Here is a 15,595-nt window from a genome sequence, read left to right as displayed (position 1 = left end):
TTAGCTTGCTTAATTTGCTAGAATAATGATAGCAATAAAATAGCAAAAATGCAAACTTACTTGATTAAAATGAATTATTTAGTATAATTCTTTTAAGGGGTAATTTATATTTTACAACCTTGCTACTATATTCCTGCTTTATAAGATCGAACTACCCAGATTTATATAATCGTTTTACGATATTAAATCGTAACTCACGTTTGTAAAAGTTCAATTCACATTCCTTTTCGTTAAGTAATAAGAGATGTGCTTTGAGCTTTCCATATAGTGAAAAGCTTTTATTGTTCATTTTATTGCTTGGAGGAACAAGGGTTAATGTTTTCTATGGAGGCTAAAGAGACAGCGAACCGTGATCCTGGCTCTTTTATGGGGAGGCCCTGGCGCGTGTTCCCTGGCTCGAACGTTTTGGTTTGTGGATTATCCTGGGCTTTATTGGTTTGTTTGCGTTTCTGCTTATCATTTTGAATCTGACCGGTCAGGTTCCGGGACAAAGTTTGATCCTCAAGGATATTTCGGATGTGGCGCAGACCGCCGGTCAGTGGATCGGTTTTGCGTTTTGCCTGCGGGTTATTTTTCGTTTTGGGATGGCAAAAAAGCAACTGCAGCAGCAATTAGTGCAGACCCAGGACCGTCAGCAGGTTGTGCTGTTGACGAAAGAAATAAATCATGTCAGGCGCGCTCGCCTGGCCTGGATTTTTCTGGCGCTTGGTATTGCTTGCTATGGGCTGGCTGGTATTATCTGGACTAGCTATGATACACGTATGCCAACCGCGCAGGTGCCTTATCCTGGTTTATATGATATCGGTTATGTGCTGGCATATCCGTTTTTTATGCTTGGCACTGTTTTGTTAGCCCGCCGCGATCGTGCTACCGTTGGTCGTCTACGGCTGATTATCGATGCCATGGCAATTATTGGTACTGCCATTGCTCTGTCATGGTTCTTTTTGCTGGCCCCTTCGATTGCAGGCCTGGCGCAGGCTCCCAGTTTTCTGGCGCAGTTTCTTGCCTTGTATTTCCCGACTGGCGACCTGCTCCTGATTACGGTCAGTGTACTCTTATTATTTAGCCCTCTTTCTACCAAGGGGCAAGAACCAGTTCTGATCCGTCTGACTATTGGTTTATCCTGCCTGGCGGTGGCTGATAGTATTCTGGGATACTTTAATCTGACGACGGGTTTTAATTCTGGCACATTGCTGGACCTGCTCTGGCCTCTGAGCTTGCTTCTGGTCGGCTGGGCAGCTATTGAGCATCCTCGCAGTGTCGCCCGCGAGCAACTGCAGGAGAATGCGGCTCAGGTTGATCCGCTGCTGACGGTAAATCGATTTTCTTCAATTATATCGACCCTGCAGACGATCGTGCCTTTCATCCTGGTCTTGTTGACCTGTGCTGTTCTGTTGACCATTGTTGCTCCTCGTAATGCCAGCTCGCTGCTGCAAGCTGATATCTGCGCTTTGCTACTGGTCTTGATTGTGATTGTACGCCAGGCGATGACGCTGACCGAGAATAACCGGTTGACGCGGCAGATGCGGGGCGAGCTGGTTATTTCGCGTCGTGAATTGCAGGTGACGCGCCGGGGTGCAGATGTTGCCGCTCAGCTGGCTACTGAACGCCAGGCCCTTGAGCAGGCTCTGCAAGAGTTGCAGGAGGCGCAGGCCCAGGTAGCGAAGGGAAATTTTAATGTCCATGTTTCTTCGCTGCCGGGCGCTCTACTCCCTCTGGGTTTGAGCTTTAATTTGATGATTGATCGCTTGAAGACCCTTGCCCAGCAGGTTACATTTAGTCGCCAGTTGCAGCAGGAGGGACAGGTTTTGCGGCAGGCTTTGGAGTATCAGGCTGGTGGCGAGCTATATCCTGTTGAAAAATTGGCTAATCAGAGTAAGACGGATCTGCGTGGTGCATTTATGGCCCTGGCCCAGGTTCAACGTACCCAGTCCAATCAGCTGCAGCAGCAGATCAATACGATGAGAATCTTCCAGGCGCAGGTTGCTCGCTATCGGCAGGCTGTAGAAACACTACAACATTCCTCGGCCTTTAATTTGCGTAACAGTGGGGTTGAAGTGTCTACCCTGCAAAGTCTCGCCGATGGCCTGGCCTATCTGGAACAGCAGCAGCAGGATTGGATTGCGTCTTTGCTGCGCCAGATCTCTCCGGCGACAGCTTCTGCGGGGACGTCTACCCAGGCTGCGCCAGCTAGTCAAGCCGCACCTCTTAATCCTGAAAAGCCTCAGCCTGAGCAGGTGCCTTTTCCATCTGGTCAATTGCCTTTCTCCGCTGCTTCTCCTGCCGGGCCTTCTTATGGAGTACCAGGTGGGGATGTGAAGCCAGATCTTTCTACCCTGTATCAGCAAAGAAAGGCCTAATAGCGCATGGGTAGTGGGTTTGAGTTGGGAGCAGGGACGACGCTAGGTCCTTATCAGATCCAGCATTTGTTAGGGAAAGGGCGTAACGGGAATTCTTACCTGGCGTGGCATGTTGATTCTCGTCAACATGTCACCCTGAAGTTATTACCACAGGATCAGGCTAACCAGCATCTATGGGAGGCTGTGCGGCGCGAGTTACGGACGTTTAGTTCTTTTCGCCAACCTGCGATTTTGCCTGTTTTTCAAAGCTTTGTGTATCGTTTTCCTGTAAATCCAAGTGATGCCAGCCAGCCTTTATCAATTTCATATCTCTTATCGGTATGTCTATATACCCCCTGGTCTCTTTCTGATGTGTTAGCTGGACGTATGATTCCGGATGCCGTTGAAACCTGGCTCTTTAATCTCTTTCAACAGGTTGGCCAGGCCTTGAACTTTGTGCATCAGCAGGGCCTTGTTCATGGGGCGCTGGTTCCTGGTAACCTGCTTTTTTCACAGACGCAGTCCTGGATCGCCGATTTTAGTCTGGCCAGACTCTCCCCTCCGCCGGCGCCATATCTCGCGCCCGAGTTGGAGGCGCTGGTTAAGCAGTGCTATGCGCAACAGAATATGGAGACCTATTGGTCGTTGAAGTATCCTCTGGCCGATCAATATGCTCTGGCTGTGCTCTATTCGCAACTGGTTTCGGTTTTGCTCTCGCAGGCTGATGCTCGCTCACTTTTACCTGTGTTATATCAAGCCATGCAGGCAGATCCGGAACAGCGCTTTCCTAGCGTTGAACATTTCACGTATACGTTGCTGAGACGCTTTCCGCTCTCCCAGGGGGGTCAGTTTGATCGCCGGTCGACGCCAATCTCTCTTGCACCACCTACCTCTGGCTCGGCTTCAGCGGAAGAGTATCTACAACATATTATGGCTTTCGATCAGGAACAGAAAAAGCTGACCCAGCAGTCTTTTCCTTTTCCGGCCGCGCCAAAAACAGCAGCCGAGTGGGCTACGCAGGGTGACTTGTTTTTTGCTCAGCATCGCTATGAAGAGGCTAAAGAGGCCTATCAGAAGGCGATCTCTGCCGATGCCAGGAACGCTACTTATCTTGGTGCGTTTGGCGATAGCTGTTTTGCCCTGGAGCAATATGATGCGGCGCTGCAAGCATATGAAAAGGGTATCAGGCTCAGCCCCTTGGACGCAACCCTGTGGAATAATCGTGGGGCAGTCCTGGATGCTGTGGGGCGCTATTCAGATGCTCAGGCTTCTTATCTGCGTGCCTCTCAACTAGAAGCATAAAGTCATCATTTTATGTCACTGGTCTGCAGGCCAGGCTATGATTTTTCAGCTTGTCGACCCAGGGTACTGGCGCGCGCATGCAGGTGGAATGGCACATAGATTGATTCCGGGGTATGGGTGCGCTGGCCCTTGATACGTTCGATCAGCATCTGTACAGCTATGCGGGCAATCTCTTTCTTGTCTGGCTCGATCGTGCTAAGGGCTGGATTGGCGTAGCGGCCATCTTCGATGTCGTCGATCCCGATAACAGCGATGTCCTCTGGTATGCGAAGTCCGGCCGCGCCTAGCACAGAGATTGCTCCCAGGGCCATCAGATCGTTGAAGCAGAAGATGGCATCGGGCCAATCCGCGCGCTTGCGCTTGAGCAGTTCTTGCATGGCCGCCGCACCATCGGCCCGGTGCCAGAGTCCGCCGTCCATTAAGAGTGAGCTATCTAGCGGCATGTTGGCTTCGCTCAGGGCCTGCATAAAGCCCTGTAAACGCAGCGATGGAGCTTCACTGCGCGCTTTTTGTGCTCCGATGACAGCAATCTTGCGTTTCCCCACCTCTATTAGGTGCCTGGTCGCGCTATAGGCGGCCGCCGTATTGTCGATTAACACATGGTCAAATGGGGCGCCAAAGAGCCTTTCTCCGAGCAGCACAATCGGGCCACCAGACTCGATCTGGCGTATGTCTTCTACTTCCAGTGCGTGTGAGTCCAGGATTAATCCATCGATGAGGTGCGGGCTCATACCTGCCAGTATATTGAGTTCTTTGTCGCGTTCAGAAAAGGTGTAATCTAAAAGGACCGTGTAGTTGAGCCTGGCTCCTTCAACAGCGATGGCGTTGCCTATATCGGCGAAGTAGGGGTTGGTAAGGTCGGGGAATGCGTAGGCCAGCACGCTAACCTGGGCCTTACGCAGATGGCGGGCCGCGTTATTTGGCTTATAATTCATTTTTTTGATGGCATCTAATACCAGCACGCGTGTCTCGGGTCCCACATGTTCGTAGTTGCCGTTTACCACATTGGAGACAGTCTTAATAGAGACACCGGTATAAGCCGCAATATCTTTCAAGTGTACTGTCACGGTCGCTTTATATTCTTTCTCTTGATCTAACCTGACATTGTTGTTATGATAGTAACACCCTCATTTCCTTTATGTCAACTTACTAATCTCTTCTGTCAGGGCCATTAAAAAGCCTTTTTTTGCCGCCCCTTGACGCAGCTGTACGAACATTATTTTATGTGTGGGGTGTGGCTGGTGGGCGGCCGCGGCCGCCCACCAGCCACACCCCACATTCCCAACCCGGCGCCGCAGGCGCCAAAGAGGAAAAGTAAAAAAACCTGCTCTTCTGTTTTAAACATACTAAACATTATTGAGTAGCGTTAAATTTGTTTCTCTAGATCCTTGACAGATGCGTTTTTTAGATGCTATACTTAGTTCAACGTTGAACGAACATGATCAACAACCAGGAATGCACCAGACCTATATCTCTTTATCGTTCCTCTGTGTCCTGACATGATGGATTATCTAAAATGTTGCTATGATAGCAATAATACCGCATGTCTGGACATAGGTATGAGTTTGCCTTTTATTTTGGATACATCGTTCTATTTATGCATTGTTGCATGTAATTTTCCATTGTTCTCGTGATGAGGAAAGGAAAGAACACGGATGTCAAAACAACTGGATTCGCTCAGTCAGCTTACTAACCTCGCATCTCAGCCTGCTATCTCGCGCCGCTCGTTCATTAAAACTTCTGCTGCCGCTGGTGCCTTTGCCGCTGCTGGTGGTCTGCTGGCAGCTTGCGGCTCCCCTTCATCTACTAGTGTCGCCACTGGCAATGCAACTGCCACTGAAGGTACGGTCACTATCTGGGATCGCGCGGGTGACCTGTTCCAGGTATTTGATGCTACCATTGAGAGCTTCAACCGCAAGTATCCTAAGATTAAAGTGAATCACGTATCAGTGGATGTCGATGCAAAGCTGCCTACTACCCTTAATACTGGTGTTAATGTGCCGGATGGATCGTTCTACGAGGATAACAATCTTCCGATCCTGGCTTCCCATTATTATGATATTACGAGCTGGATTCAGCCGTATGTCAAAGATATTGTGCCCTTCAAGTTGCGTGTTAACACCTATAACAATCGTATCGTTGGTATCCCCTGGGATCTAGATCCAGGTCTGTTGTACTATCGTGAGGACATGTTGCAAGCTGCTGGTGTCGATCCTGCATCGATCCAGACCTATGATGATTTGATTGCGGCTGCTAAAAAGGTGCAGGGGAAATATGGCCCTTCCTGTAAGCCAATTCACCTGGAACAGGACCCTGGTCTGACTCAGCTCTGGGTCGAGATGTTTGCTAATCAGCAGGGGACCAGTATGGTTGATGCCAATGGCAAATTGCAGATCAATTCGCCTGCTTACCTCAATATTATGAACTTCTTGAAAACTGTCCGGGATCAGAACCTGGGAACTCGTGCAGCGTATTATGGCCCTGGCGACATTGCGGCGATTGAGAGCAATCAGGTTGCCTTCTATCCCTGGGCTGTCTGGGCTGTGTATGGGCCTGACTTGCTCTTCAAGAAGACCAAAGGTAAATGGCGCGCGATGCCTCTGCCCGCCTGGACTCAAGGTGGTACGCGGGCCGCTGTCATGGGTGGTAGCTCGTTTATTATCCCGAAAAAAGCTAAGAATCCTCACCTGGCGTGGCTCTTCTACGAGCATCTGGTCTTCAGTAAAGAGGGCTATTCTTCCGTCTATGGTCCTAATAAGGTCTATCCTGGTGGTATCAATACCTCCATTCCATCGTATTTGCCTGCGCTTGATACCCAACTGTATAAAAATTCTGAAGGGCTGGGTGGACAGAATCTCTGGCAAACTGTTACCAGTACCGTCAAGGATATTCCTGGTAATTTCTATATCGCCCCCTGGTATAACCAGGCTATACCTTACTTTGGCACCAACGTTCAGCGTTTGTTGGATGGGCAGATGACGCCGCAGCAGGTGCTTCAGAAGTCCTCGGATGATATTCAGACCAAACTGGTTGCTCGCCAGTAATATCCGTCTGCAGGTGGTTAATGGGGAGGGCTCATAGTGTTATGGGCCCTCTTTGCTCTCAGAGAGGAGTTCTGTTATGGCTGTTGCTACATCCCGGCCACGCTCTGCTACACCTTCTCCGATGCCTTCTCGTTCGCCGATCGAGCGATTTCGCCGTTGGCTAGGTGGTAGCTTCTCGCCTTATCTGTTTATCGCGCCATTTATCATTTTCTTTTGTGCTTTTTCGCTTTTCCCGTTCCTCTATTCGTTCTTTCTGAGCTTTACTCACTGGCATGGAGATACTGATCCGCGCTTCATTGGCCTGTCAAACTATACCTTTTTGTTGACGGATAGTGACTTCTGGCAGTCGCTCGGCAATTCTGCGGCGCTGTGGTTTTTGATTGTGCCGGTACGTGTGCTGGTGGCTATGGTGGTGGCGGCCCTGCTGTCATTGCCTGGTCTGCGTCTGCGCAGCTTTTTCCGCACCTCCATGTTGCTTTCATATGTGGTGCCGCTGGTGGCCATCGCTCAGGTCTGGTTGGTGATGTTCGATCAGGATTTTGGGGCTGTGAACGCCATTCTGCATATAGTACATATCCCTACCATTGGCTGGTTGACGACCTCTACCTGGGCCAAGCCTACGCTGGCTATGCTGGTGTTATGGCTTGGTAGCGCCTTTGCGGTGCTGACGATGCTGGCCGCCATTCAAGCGGTGCCGGCGGAATATTATGAGGCGGCCTCGATTGATGGCGCTAATGCGTTTCGGCAGTTCTTTTCGATTACGCTGCCTTTGTTGCGCCGTACCGTTGCCTTCCTGGTTGTTTTTAGCACGCTGGGAGTGGTCCAGATGTTTGCTGAGCCCAAGATTTTGACCAGTGGTGGCCCCTATAATTCGACCACTACCGCTGGCTATTTGCTCAATTCCTATATTGCCAATTCCGATTTCGGGACCGGGGCCGCGAACTCGTTTCTGTTGACGATCTTGTTGGTCCTGCTTTCGCTGTTTATGTTGCGCTTCTTGCAGGCTGGAGAGGAGAAGTAGGATGGCTATTACAACTTCACAAGCGGCAGATCAGATTCTCACTGACTCATTGCCTGTACGACGCCGAACCTTTCGTTTTCGACCCGGTAGTGTGCTGGTCTACCTGGTTCTGACTATTGCCGCGCTGTTGACGATTTTTCCGCTGGCCTGGATGTTTGTTTCATCCTTGAAACCGGGTAGCGAGATCGCGACTGCCCCTCTGAGCGTGGATCTGCACACGCTCTCTTTTAATAACTATACCGCCTTGTTCTCTGCCGTGCCGATGTGGATAGGCTTTCAGAATACCTTCATTGTGTTGATCATCCAGGGTGGGGCCACGATGTTTTTCTGTCCGCTGGCCGGCTATGCCTTTGCGAAATTTCAGTTCCGGGGCAAAAAATTCTTGTTCGCCTTTGTGCTCTCGACTATGATGCTGCCCGCTATCGCTATGATTATCCCTCTCTTGCTTGAGATGGGAGCCCTCAACTGGGTTGATTCGTATCAGGGCCTGGTTGCTCCTGGACTGGTGAATGCCTTTGCGATCTTTTGGACGCGGCAACAGATTGCGGATGTGCCCAATGAGTTGTTGGAGGCGGCTAAGGTTGATGGTTGTACCCCGTTTGGCATGTACTGGCGCATTGTCGTGCCATTGATGCGCCCTGCGCTGGCGGCCCTGGCGATTATGACCTTCCTGGGTATCTACAATGATTTTGTGTGGCCGGTAATTATTACGAGCTCCGATTCGATGCAAACCCTGCAGGTGATGCTGTCTAACCTGGCTACTCAGATTAACAATTCAAGTCCTGGTACGACTGGCCACGATGCCTGGGGCATGATTATGGCTGCCAGTACGATTGCTACGGTGCCTGTCCTGGTTCTGTTTATCGCACTGCAGCGCCAATTTATTAGCGGTATGCTGGCTGGCAGTGTTAAAGGGTAAGTTATGGGTATATATTCTGAGCAGAAAAAAAGTTCGTTGTTAGAGTATCGACGCCGTGAGGCCTATCCCCGCCCCGATTTTGATCGGTCGCAGCGCTGGCTCTGCTTGAATGGTTCCTGGGATTTTTTGCCTGATCCGGACCAACAGGGCCGGGCTGCGCGCTGGGAGGAGCCTGGTAATGCTTGCTGGTCACAGCAGATCGAGGTTCCTTTTGCCTGGGAGACGGCGATTTCGGGGGTGGGGCAGGAATGGCTTCCTGCTGGCTGGTATCATTTGCGGCTGCAGCGTCCGCAGGAATGGGCGCGTGAGCGCACTATCCTGCACTTTGGCGCGGTGCATTATCTATGCCAGGTCTGGGTGAATGGATTGTGGATTGGTGAGCATCGGGGCGGTTATCTTCCCTTCTCTTTTGATATTACCGCTGCTTTGCGCAATGGAGTCGGTGAGTTGATTGTGCGGGTGGAGGCGCCATTGGATAAGCTTGCTATTCCCCATGGCAAGCAAGGCAGCCGGCCCAGGGATGATTACTATGAATGCGCGTTTACAGCCAATAGTGGTATCTGGCAGACGGTCTGGTTGGAGGGGCGCCCTGAGACATATATCCGGCATGTGCGCCTCTCTCCCGCTCAAGCGTTGAGCGCGTTTGAGGCGCGTGTAGAGCTTGAGGGATCTTCCCTGTCTGAGGCGCAACTTTCGGTGCAGGTTGAAGGGATGCCGGAGCAAGTCGTGCCGATTGAGGCTGGTATCGCTCAGGTCACTTTGCCGATTGAGCAGCCTCGCCTCTGGACTCCCCGGGACCCACATCTCTACTATGTGACCTTTAAGCTGACGAGCCCGGCTGGCTCGGACCAGGTGAAGTGTTATTCTGGCCTGCGCTCTATTGAGGTGCAGGGCAAGAGATTGCTGTTGAATGGGGAGCGCTTGTATCTCCGTGGGGCTTTGGAGCAGGGCTACTGGCCAGAAAGCGGTTATAGCGCGCCTAACGATGAGGCTCTGCGCCTGGATGTGGAAATCGCGCTGCGGGCCGGCTTCAATCTGATGCGCAAACATATCAAACTTGAAGATCCGCTCTGGCTCTATTGGGCTGATCGCCTGGGCCTGCTGGTCTGGGCTGAGCCTCCCTGCTATGGGCGTTTCTCCGAGGAGGCCGCGGCTATCTTTGAGTCGCAGCTGCCCCTGATGGTTGAGCGCGATCATAATCATCCCAGTATTATTCTATGGGTATCTACAACGAGGAGTGGGGCCTGGATTGGCGCAGTGGCCTGGATGTTGAGAAGCAGCAGGCGGTGATCCGCGCCTATGATTTGTTGGCCTCCCATGATCATAGTCGTCCGATTATCGATGATTCGGGCTGGAACCATGTCAAGACCGATGTGCTGGATTGGCATTATTATGATAATGATAATCAGCGCTGGCGCGATGTGACGGCTGCCCTGGCCGGCGATAATACGACCTGGTTTGGCCATCAACTGGGTGTGGATCACTGGTATGAGACGCAGTTGTGCGTGACTGGCCATGAGCACCAGGAGATACCATTGCTGAATGGTGAGTATGGTGTGGGGGGCAGCAGCGACGAGGAGCGTGGCTGGTATTTCCGCTGGCAGACACAGGAGCTGCGTCGCCATGATGCGATCAGTGGTTATATTTATACCGAACTCTACGATGTGGAATATGAGCTCGGCGGCCTCTACAATGCCTGGCGACAGCTCAAATCATTGGGCTATGATCCCGCTCAGGTAATTAATGCGGATACCGTCATTATCTTTGACCTGGTTCCATATAGCTTTGGTCTGGATTATATCGTTGAGCAGGCCGAGCTGACAATCCCTTATCAGATCTCGCACCAGGGTTCTCAATCTATCCATGGTCAGTTGCGCTATTGGTGGGAGGATGATAGTTCCGGTGCCCATCAGCAGGCCCTGGATATCGATCCATATACCATCACTGCTCTGCAAACCCTACATTTTAAGCTGCCCTCGGCTCAGGCACGCGGACGTTTGCATGTGCAGCTCCTGGATCAGCATGGCCATTGTTGTGCCTATGCCTTCCTGGATATGGCATCCGCCCGTGAGGCCTCGTAGGTGCGGCCCTTGCGGCCGCTTTACACCTCGCTTTAATGGATATATGTAGGTGCGGCCCTTGCGGCCGCTTTACACCTCGCTTTAATGGATATATGTAGGTGCGGCCCTTGCGGCCGCTTTACACCTCGCAATGTTTGTATGAAGGATCTTAGGATGTCGTTGTATCGTGCGTTTCATTGATGAAACCGTCAGGCTAACAAGGAGGAATGATTTCTATGCAAAAGTTCACACGGCAATGGCGCGTGCTGCTCTTGCCCCTGTTAGGCATCGTATTCGCTTTTGCTCCCTTTGCGTCCGCGCAGGCTGCGGGCCCTATTAGCTGGTTTACGATCAGTACCGTTAGCTCGAATAATAGCCCTGGCTGGGGACGTATGCTGCCCTGGGATCAGCAAGGGGATAACCTCGTTACCTATACCGAATATCCTTCTGGTGGTTCACCTGTGATTAAAGTTGCTCGTAGTAATCCTGCCAATCCTACCTATACCGAAATTGGTAGTATCCCTTCGCCAGATGGACATATTCAGGAGCAGTCTCAGATGGTGCAGATGCCCAATGGGGATATCTTGATGGCCATGCGCAATCGGCAGTCGGATCTGAACTGGTATGGTCTGCCGATTGTTAAGAGCACCGATGGTGGCTATCAGTGGAACTTTGTGAGCCAGTTGGATACCAATCCCAATTCAAATGGGCGCTTCGATCGTGGTCTCTGGGAGCCATTCCTATATGTCTTGCCGAATGGCTGTGTGGCGGGCTTCTATGCCAACGAGAAGCATGCCGATGACAACCCATCCTACAGTCAGGTTGTTTCTGAACGTGTCTCTTGCGATGAGGGGCAGACCTGGGGGCCAGAGATCTATGCGGCGGCGCAGCCTGGCTCTGCTCGGCCGGGTATGCCTGGCTTTGCGCGCATGGCGAATGGACAGTATATACTGGTCTTTGAAGTTTGTGGCACCGATAACTGCAATATCCATTATAAGTTTTCTAGCGATGGGACAACCTGGTCGAATGATCTAGGCTCTACCCTCGCCAATCAGCAGAGCGGACCCTATGTGACGGTGCTCTCTTCGGGTCGTATCCTGGTTAGTTCGGCTTCTACTAATCAGATCTCGATTAGTGATGATAATGGTCAGAGCTGGTATCTCAATGATCCACCAGCCTTCCAGGGCGCGACCCAGACCTGGCCGGCCATTTATCAGACGGGCTATAACAATTCGAATGAGGTTGGGGTGGTGGTGAACATTGATGGTGCTATCAAGATTAACTTTGGCAATTATTAGCCGGCCTGTTACAGCAGGGGGAGGAGTCTTTTGTGTCTGCTCCTCTCTCTGCACCCAATTATTATGAAAGGAAAAGATGCATATGGCTTCTGCTAGACAGAGGGGTTGGTGGCGCGGAATTCATTTTCTTGCACTGGGAGTGCTGTGCTTTTTCGTGATCGCCTGTGCATCATCGACTAAATCTATGTCAACATCGGCTGTCTCTCTCCATAATCCATTGGCCCCGGTGGCCGATCCTTTTATTGTTTATCATAATAAAAGCTATTATTTAACCGGCACGCATACAGGAAATTCGCTGGAGATCTGGCACTCACCTCGTTTGGAGGACGTGGGCCATTCTGCGAAAACCATCTGGACGCCAGCGACCGGCGAGCCCGCTTTCCAGGTCTGGTCTCCCTCGATGTTTTTGCTGGATTATCAAGGAAGCAGTCACTGGTTCGTCTATTTCACTGCGGCCCTTACCGATAAGAATGAAGATCATCGTATCTATGTATTGCAGAGTCAGGGTTCTGATCCGCTGGGTCCTTATGTCTATAAAGGTCAATTAACCGGTACCGCTAATGAAACTGCTATCGATGCTTCAATTCTGCAGTTGAATGGCAAGCTCTATATGATGTATGTGCTGGAGCGGGGTACAAATGCTACGTACCTGGCTCCGATGAGTGATCCCCTGACCGTCAGTGGGAAGCCACGTTTAATTATTGATCCTGATCAGCCCTGGGAGCAGGGTTTCCAGGCTCACTCCACCTATCCCGTGGCTGAAGGCCCCGAAGCACTATATCACGATGGTAAAACATTTATTGTTTATTCGGCCAGCGATACTGGTAATTATAATTATTGCCTGGGCTTGATGACCTATCAAGGCGGAGACCCGCTGGAGAGTAGTTCCTGGCATAAAAAGGGACCAGTCTTTGAATATAGTAGCGATAATGGCGTCTTTGGTCCTGGTCGCGCCCATTTTACTACTTCACCGGATGGCAAGCAGTCCTGGATGGTGTATCACGCTAAGACCTCGGCTGACTTCACTTATGATGGACGTGAGGTGCGTGCCCAGCCCTTTACCTGGAATGCTGATGGTAGTCCCAATTTTGGCGTCCCGGTTAGCTTGAAGCAGCCCCTTAATCCACCTTCAGGTGAGTAATTTTATTCACCAACATTCCTTTTAAAAGAAGCCACCAACATAGAGCCACCCAGACTCCATGTTGGTGGTCTCTTCTTTCTATTATTGTCTTAACCGCAATATCCGTTCAGCGTTCAAGTGGCTGATCTTTTCTTTATCGGCCGGACTGATCGCTGCATGATTCAGGAATTCGCGTCCCTGTTCGTTGCTGCTGTATGGATAGTCGACTGAAAAGATGATGCGGTCCGCGCCCAGCGTTTGCAGGGCGAGCAACAGAGGTGGATCGGTAAAAAATCCGCTGGTAGTAATGGTGAAGTTCTGTAAGAAGTATTCAGGGATTGGTCGCTTGAGGTGCCGGGCCGCCGGGGTCAGGACATTGTTGATGCGATCCAGCATAAATGGGATCATCTCTCCCATATGGCCGATAATGATCTGCAGGTTGGGGAAGCGGTCAAAAACACCAGCCAGGATCAGGCGTAGGGAGTGGATACCTACCTCGGAGTGCCAGCCCCAACCGGCCGTTGCTAAAGGAAATGCGATAGCTGGCTCAAAGCCACTGTAATAGGCTTTGCGGACCTCGGCCGGTGGTTCGGCTGGATGAATATAGATTGGTACCTCCAGGGCGGTGGCTCGCTCCAGGATTGGCAGGAATATAGGATCATCCAGGAAACGTCCCTGGGTGGTGCCGTTGATCATGGCGGCTTTAAAGCCAAGTTTGCGTACCGTTCTTTCCAATTCATCAGCGGCAGCGGCTGGTGTTCTCATTGGCAAGGTGGCAAAGCCAGCAAAACGCTCTGGATATCTGGCGATAGCCGCCGCCAGCTGATTATTGGCCTCTTGTGCCAGGCTAACCTCCTGCTCGTTGGAGATCGCCATATCACTCATTGCGGTGTGGGAGATTACCTGTAGATCAATGCCAGCGGCATCCATATCTTTTAAGCGTGTTGCACCCAGATCGCTTAGTTTGTCCTGTATCCCGGCCATCATGGTTGGGCTTGGGCCTGCCCCTTGCCCGGTAGCGTTGTGAGCCAGCACCTCTTTAAACCCACTCGCCAGGAAATGTTCTTCAATTGCAATTGTACGCATCAGAAATCCTCTTTCCAGAAAAATAGTCCATATAGTCTTCTGTCTTCATCACTGTAGATCAACACAAATGGTTTCTACTTAGCTGATCTGTTAATTTCATTATGCGTACAACTGCGAAAATGCTTTATTTCTACCTTCTGTCTGGCGTCATATTAGGCACGAGGTTTCTTGCAGCAGCCCTTATCTTCCCAGGAATCCTGTCCATGACCTGGTGATCGATACCGCTAGTGGTACATTAGACCTTATTGAGCGAGGCGTTTAAATAAAAATTTATCTACGCAATGTATAATTTATCTACTGCGAGATTTTCGTCTTATAAGTGTGCCATTGGCGCTCATTAAGTCCCAGGTCTTTTTTGAGGGTTTGGAGCTCTTCACTGCTGAGGAATTCTTCAGCCAGGTAACAGCAACGGCCAATGTGTTCCTCTTTCACTATGCGTGACATCGGAAGCACAAACCAGCCACGTTTCCGTAAATGCTGCAATTCTTGTAAGTCCTGGGAAAAGAGGTTTTGTAGCATGTCAAATGTGTTATTCATCTTCATCTTCCTTGTCTTTCCTCCTCGGCTCTGAGAAGGTGAAAAGATGCTAAATTTTTTGTTTATGCCTCTACTATAGCATATAGAACTTCGCCAGTGAATAGTAAAAGAGGCGAAGTTCTAAGATTATATGTAGACGAAATATCCATGTATATTTTACCATCTAGAGATGGGACTATATATGGGTATTTTGCCTGTCTGGTGGCCCGCATATTAATTGTACAGTTCTGGGTCCAGTTGATTAATTTTTACTAACATGCCATCTGGATCTTCTAACTGAAGCTGATAGCCAAAGCCTTCATCGCCGGTTGGGCGTGCGATAGTTACGCCAGCTGCTCGTAGTTTTTTCTCTAGCTCTTCCAGCGAGGCACTATATTCAAAATTGAGTTCGACCCGCCCCTCATTCTGCTCTGGATTGGCCGGGTGAGCCAGTAGACCCAGCTCCGTGCTGCCCAGTCGCAATAAGGCCCAATCTCCATCTCGACTGCCATGTAGGATAGTCGCGCCAAGTTTGCTATAGAAATCCAGAGCCTTACCCATATCATTGACATGGATTAAAGGCTGTAAGTTCAGCTTCTCCTTTTGTTGTGCGGCCACTGCTGGAGCTTGAGTGCCATCCTCTTCGGCGTTTTCCGCCAGATATGCTGTGAAAATTTTCTCTACCAGATCGGACAAAGAAAGTTGCTCATCGATCGCGCGGTGCTTCATTTGTTTAATGGTATCCGGCGCCAGGTAGACATTAAACTGCTGTTTAGCCTCTTTCACTCTGTAGCCCTTTCCTTCATAATAACAAGTGTTACTAGTATGCTAGCATACTAGTAACACTTGTGTCAAGGGAGATAAATATGGGCCATCCCTTGTGACGGTAT

General features: G+C 50.5%; 13 protein-coding genes. 9 read left to right on the top strand and 4 right to left on the bottom strand.

Annotated elements, in window-relative coordinates:
* Positions 1 to 410 precede the first annotated feature (410 nt).
* Positions 411 to 2,360 carry a hypothetical protein gene (locus tag EL645_RS32035; protein WP_126556538.1) on the top strand — a complete coding sequence of 650 codons (1,950 nt, stop codon included), beginning with the start codon at positions 411 to 413 and terminating at the stop codon, positions 2,358 to 2,360.
* Positions 2,361 to 2,366: 6 nt separating this feature from the next.
* Positions 2,367 to 3,641 (top strand): protein kinase family protein, encoded by a 1,275-nt coding sequence (locus EL645_RS32030; protein WP_126556537.1) that lies wholly within the window; start codon positions 2,367 to 2,369, stop codon positions 3,639 to 3,641.
* Between the two features lie 35 nt (positions 3,642 to 3,676).
* Here EL645_RS32030 and EL645_RS32025 read toward each other — a convergent pair whose 3' ends face one another.
* On the bottom strand, positions 3,677 to 4,708 hold the full coding sequence (locus EL645_RS32025) for a LacI family DNA-binding transcriptional regulator (protein WP_126556536.1): 1,032 nt from the start codon (positions 4,706 to 4,708) through the stop codon (positions 3,677 to 3,679).
* A 588-nt stretch (positions 4,709 to 5,296) separates the two neighbouring features.
* Here EL645_RS32025 and EL645_RS32020 point away from each other — a divergent pair.
* From EL645_RS32020 to EL645_RS31990, 7 genes are all read left to right on the top strand, one after another.
* Positions 5,297 to 6,685 carry an ABC transporter substrate-binding protein gene (locus EL645_RS32020; RefSeq protein ID WP_126556535.1) on the top strand — a complete coding sequence of 463 codons (1,389 nt, stop codon included), beginning with the start codon at positions 5,297 to 5,299 and terminating at the stop codon, positions 6,683 to 6,685.
* 76 nt (positions 6,686 to 6,761) lie between these two features.
* A complete protein-coding gene (locus EL645_RS32015; protein WP_126556534.1) occupies positions 6,762 to 7,706 on the top strand; it encodes a carbohydrate ABC transporter permease in 945 nt (314 codons plus the stop codon).
* 1 nt (position 7,707) lies between these two features.
* A complete protein-coding gene (locus EL645_RS32010; RefSeq protein ID WP_126556533.1) occupies positions 7,708 to 8,625 on the top strand; it encodes a carbohydrate ABC transporter permease in 918 nt (305 codons plus the stop codon).
* Between the two features lie 3 nt (positions 8,626 to 8,628).
* Entirely contained in the window at positions 8,629 to 9,915 is a 1,287-nt protein-coding gene (locus EL645_RS32005) for a glycoside hydrolase family 2 protein (protein ID WP_126556532.1), read from the top strand.
* Complete coding sequence (locus EL645_RS32000) at positions 9,843 to 10,706, top strand: hypothetical protein (RefSeq protein WP_126556531.1); 864 nt, start codon at positions 9,843 to 9,845, stop codon at positions 10,704 to 10,706. The genes EL645_RS32005 and EL645_RS32000 overlap by 73 nt, the downstream gene beginning before the upstream one ends.
* Positions 10,707 to 10,921: 215 nt before the next feature.
* Positions 10,922 to 11,983 (top strand): sialidase family protein, encoded by a 1,062-nt coding sequence (locus EL645_RS31995; RefSeq protein WP_126556530.1) that lies wholly within the window; start codon positions 10,922 to 10,924, stop codon positions 11,981 to 11,983.
* An 82-nt stretch (positions 11,984 to 12,065) separates the two neighbouring features.
* Positions 12,066 to 13,124, top strand: a complete 1,059-nt coding sequence (locus EL645_RS31990; protein WP_161977863.1) for a glycoside hydrolase family 43 protein — start codon at positions 12,066 to 12,068, stop codon at positions 13,122 to 13,124.
* Between the two features lie 81 nt (positions 13,125 to 13,205).
* On the opposite strand, the gene EL645_RS31985 is transcribed toward EL645_RS31990, so the two are convergent.
* The 3 genes from EL645_RS31985 to EL645_RS39710 all read right to left on the bottom strand — a co-directional run bounded on the left by EL645_RS31985 (position 13,206) and on the right by EL645_RS39710 (position 15,491).
* A complete protein-coding gene (locus tag EL645_RS31985) occupies positions 13,206 to 14,189 on the bottom strand; it encodes an amidohydrolase family protein (RefSeq protein ID WP_126556528.1) in 984 nt (327 codons plus the stop codon).
* Between the two features lie 294 nt (positions 14,190 to 14,483).
* Positions 14,484 to 14,726: a hypothetical protein gene (locus tag EL645_RS31980; RefSeq protein ID WP_126556527.1), complete on the bottom strand. Its 243-nt coding sequence runs from the start codon at positions 14,724 to 14,726 to the stop codon at positions 14,484 to 14,486.
* A 213-nt stretch (positions 14,727 to 14,939) separates the two neighbouring features.
* Entirely contained in the window at positions 14,940 to 15,491 is a 552-nt protein-coding gene (locus tag EL645_RS39710; RefSeq protein ID WP_161977862.1) for a VOC family protein, read from the bottom strand.
* Positions 15,492 to 15,595 lie beyond the last annotated feature (104 nt).

The sequence above is a fragment of the Dictyobacter kobayashii genome, from assembly GCF_003967555.1.
GTDB classification, from domain to species: Bacteria; Chloroflexota; Ktedonobacteria; order Ktedonobacterales; family Ktedonobacteraceae; genus Dictyobacter; species Dictyobacter kobayashii.
The sequence above is the reverse complement of the archived record's forward strand: the minus strand, read 5'-3'. Positions and strand labels throughout refer to the sequence as shown.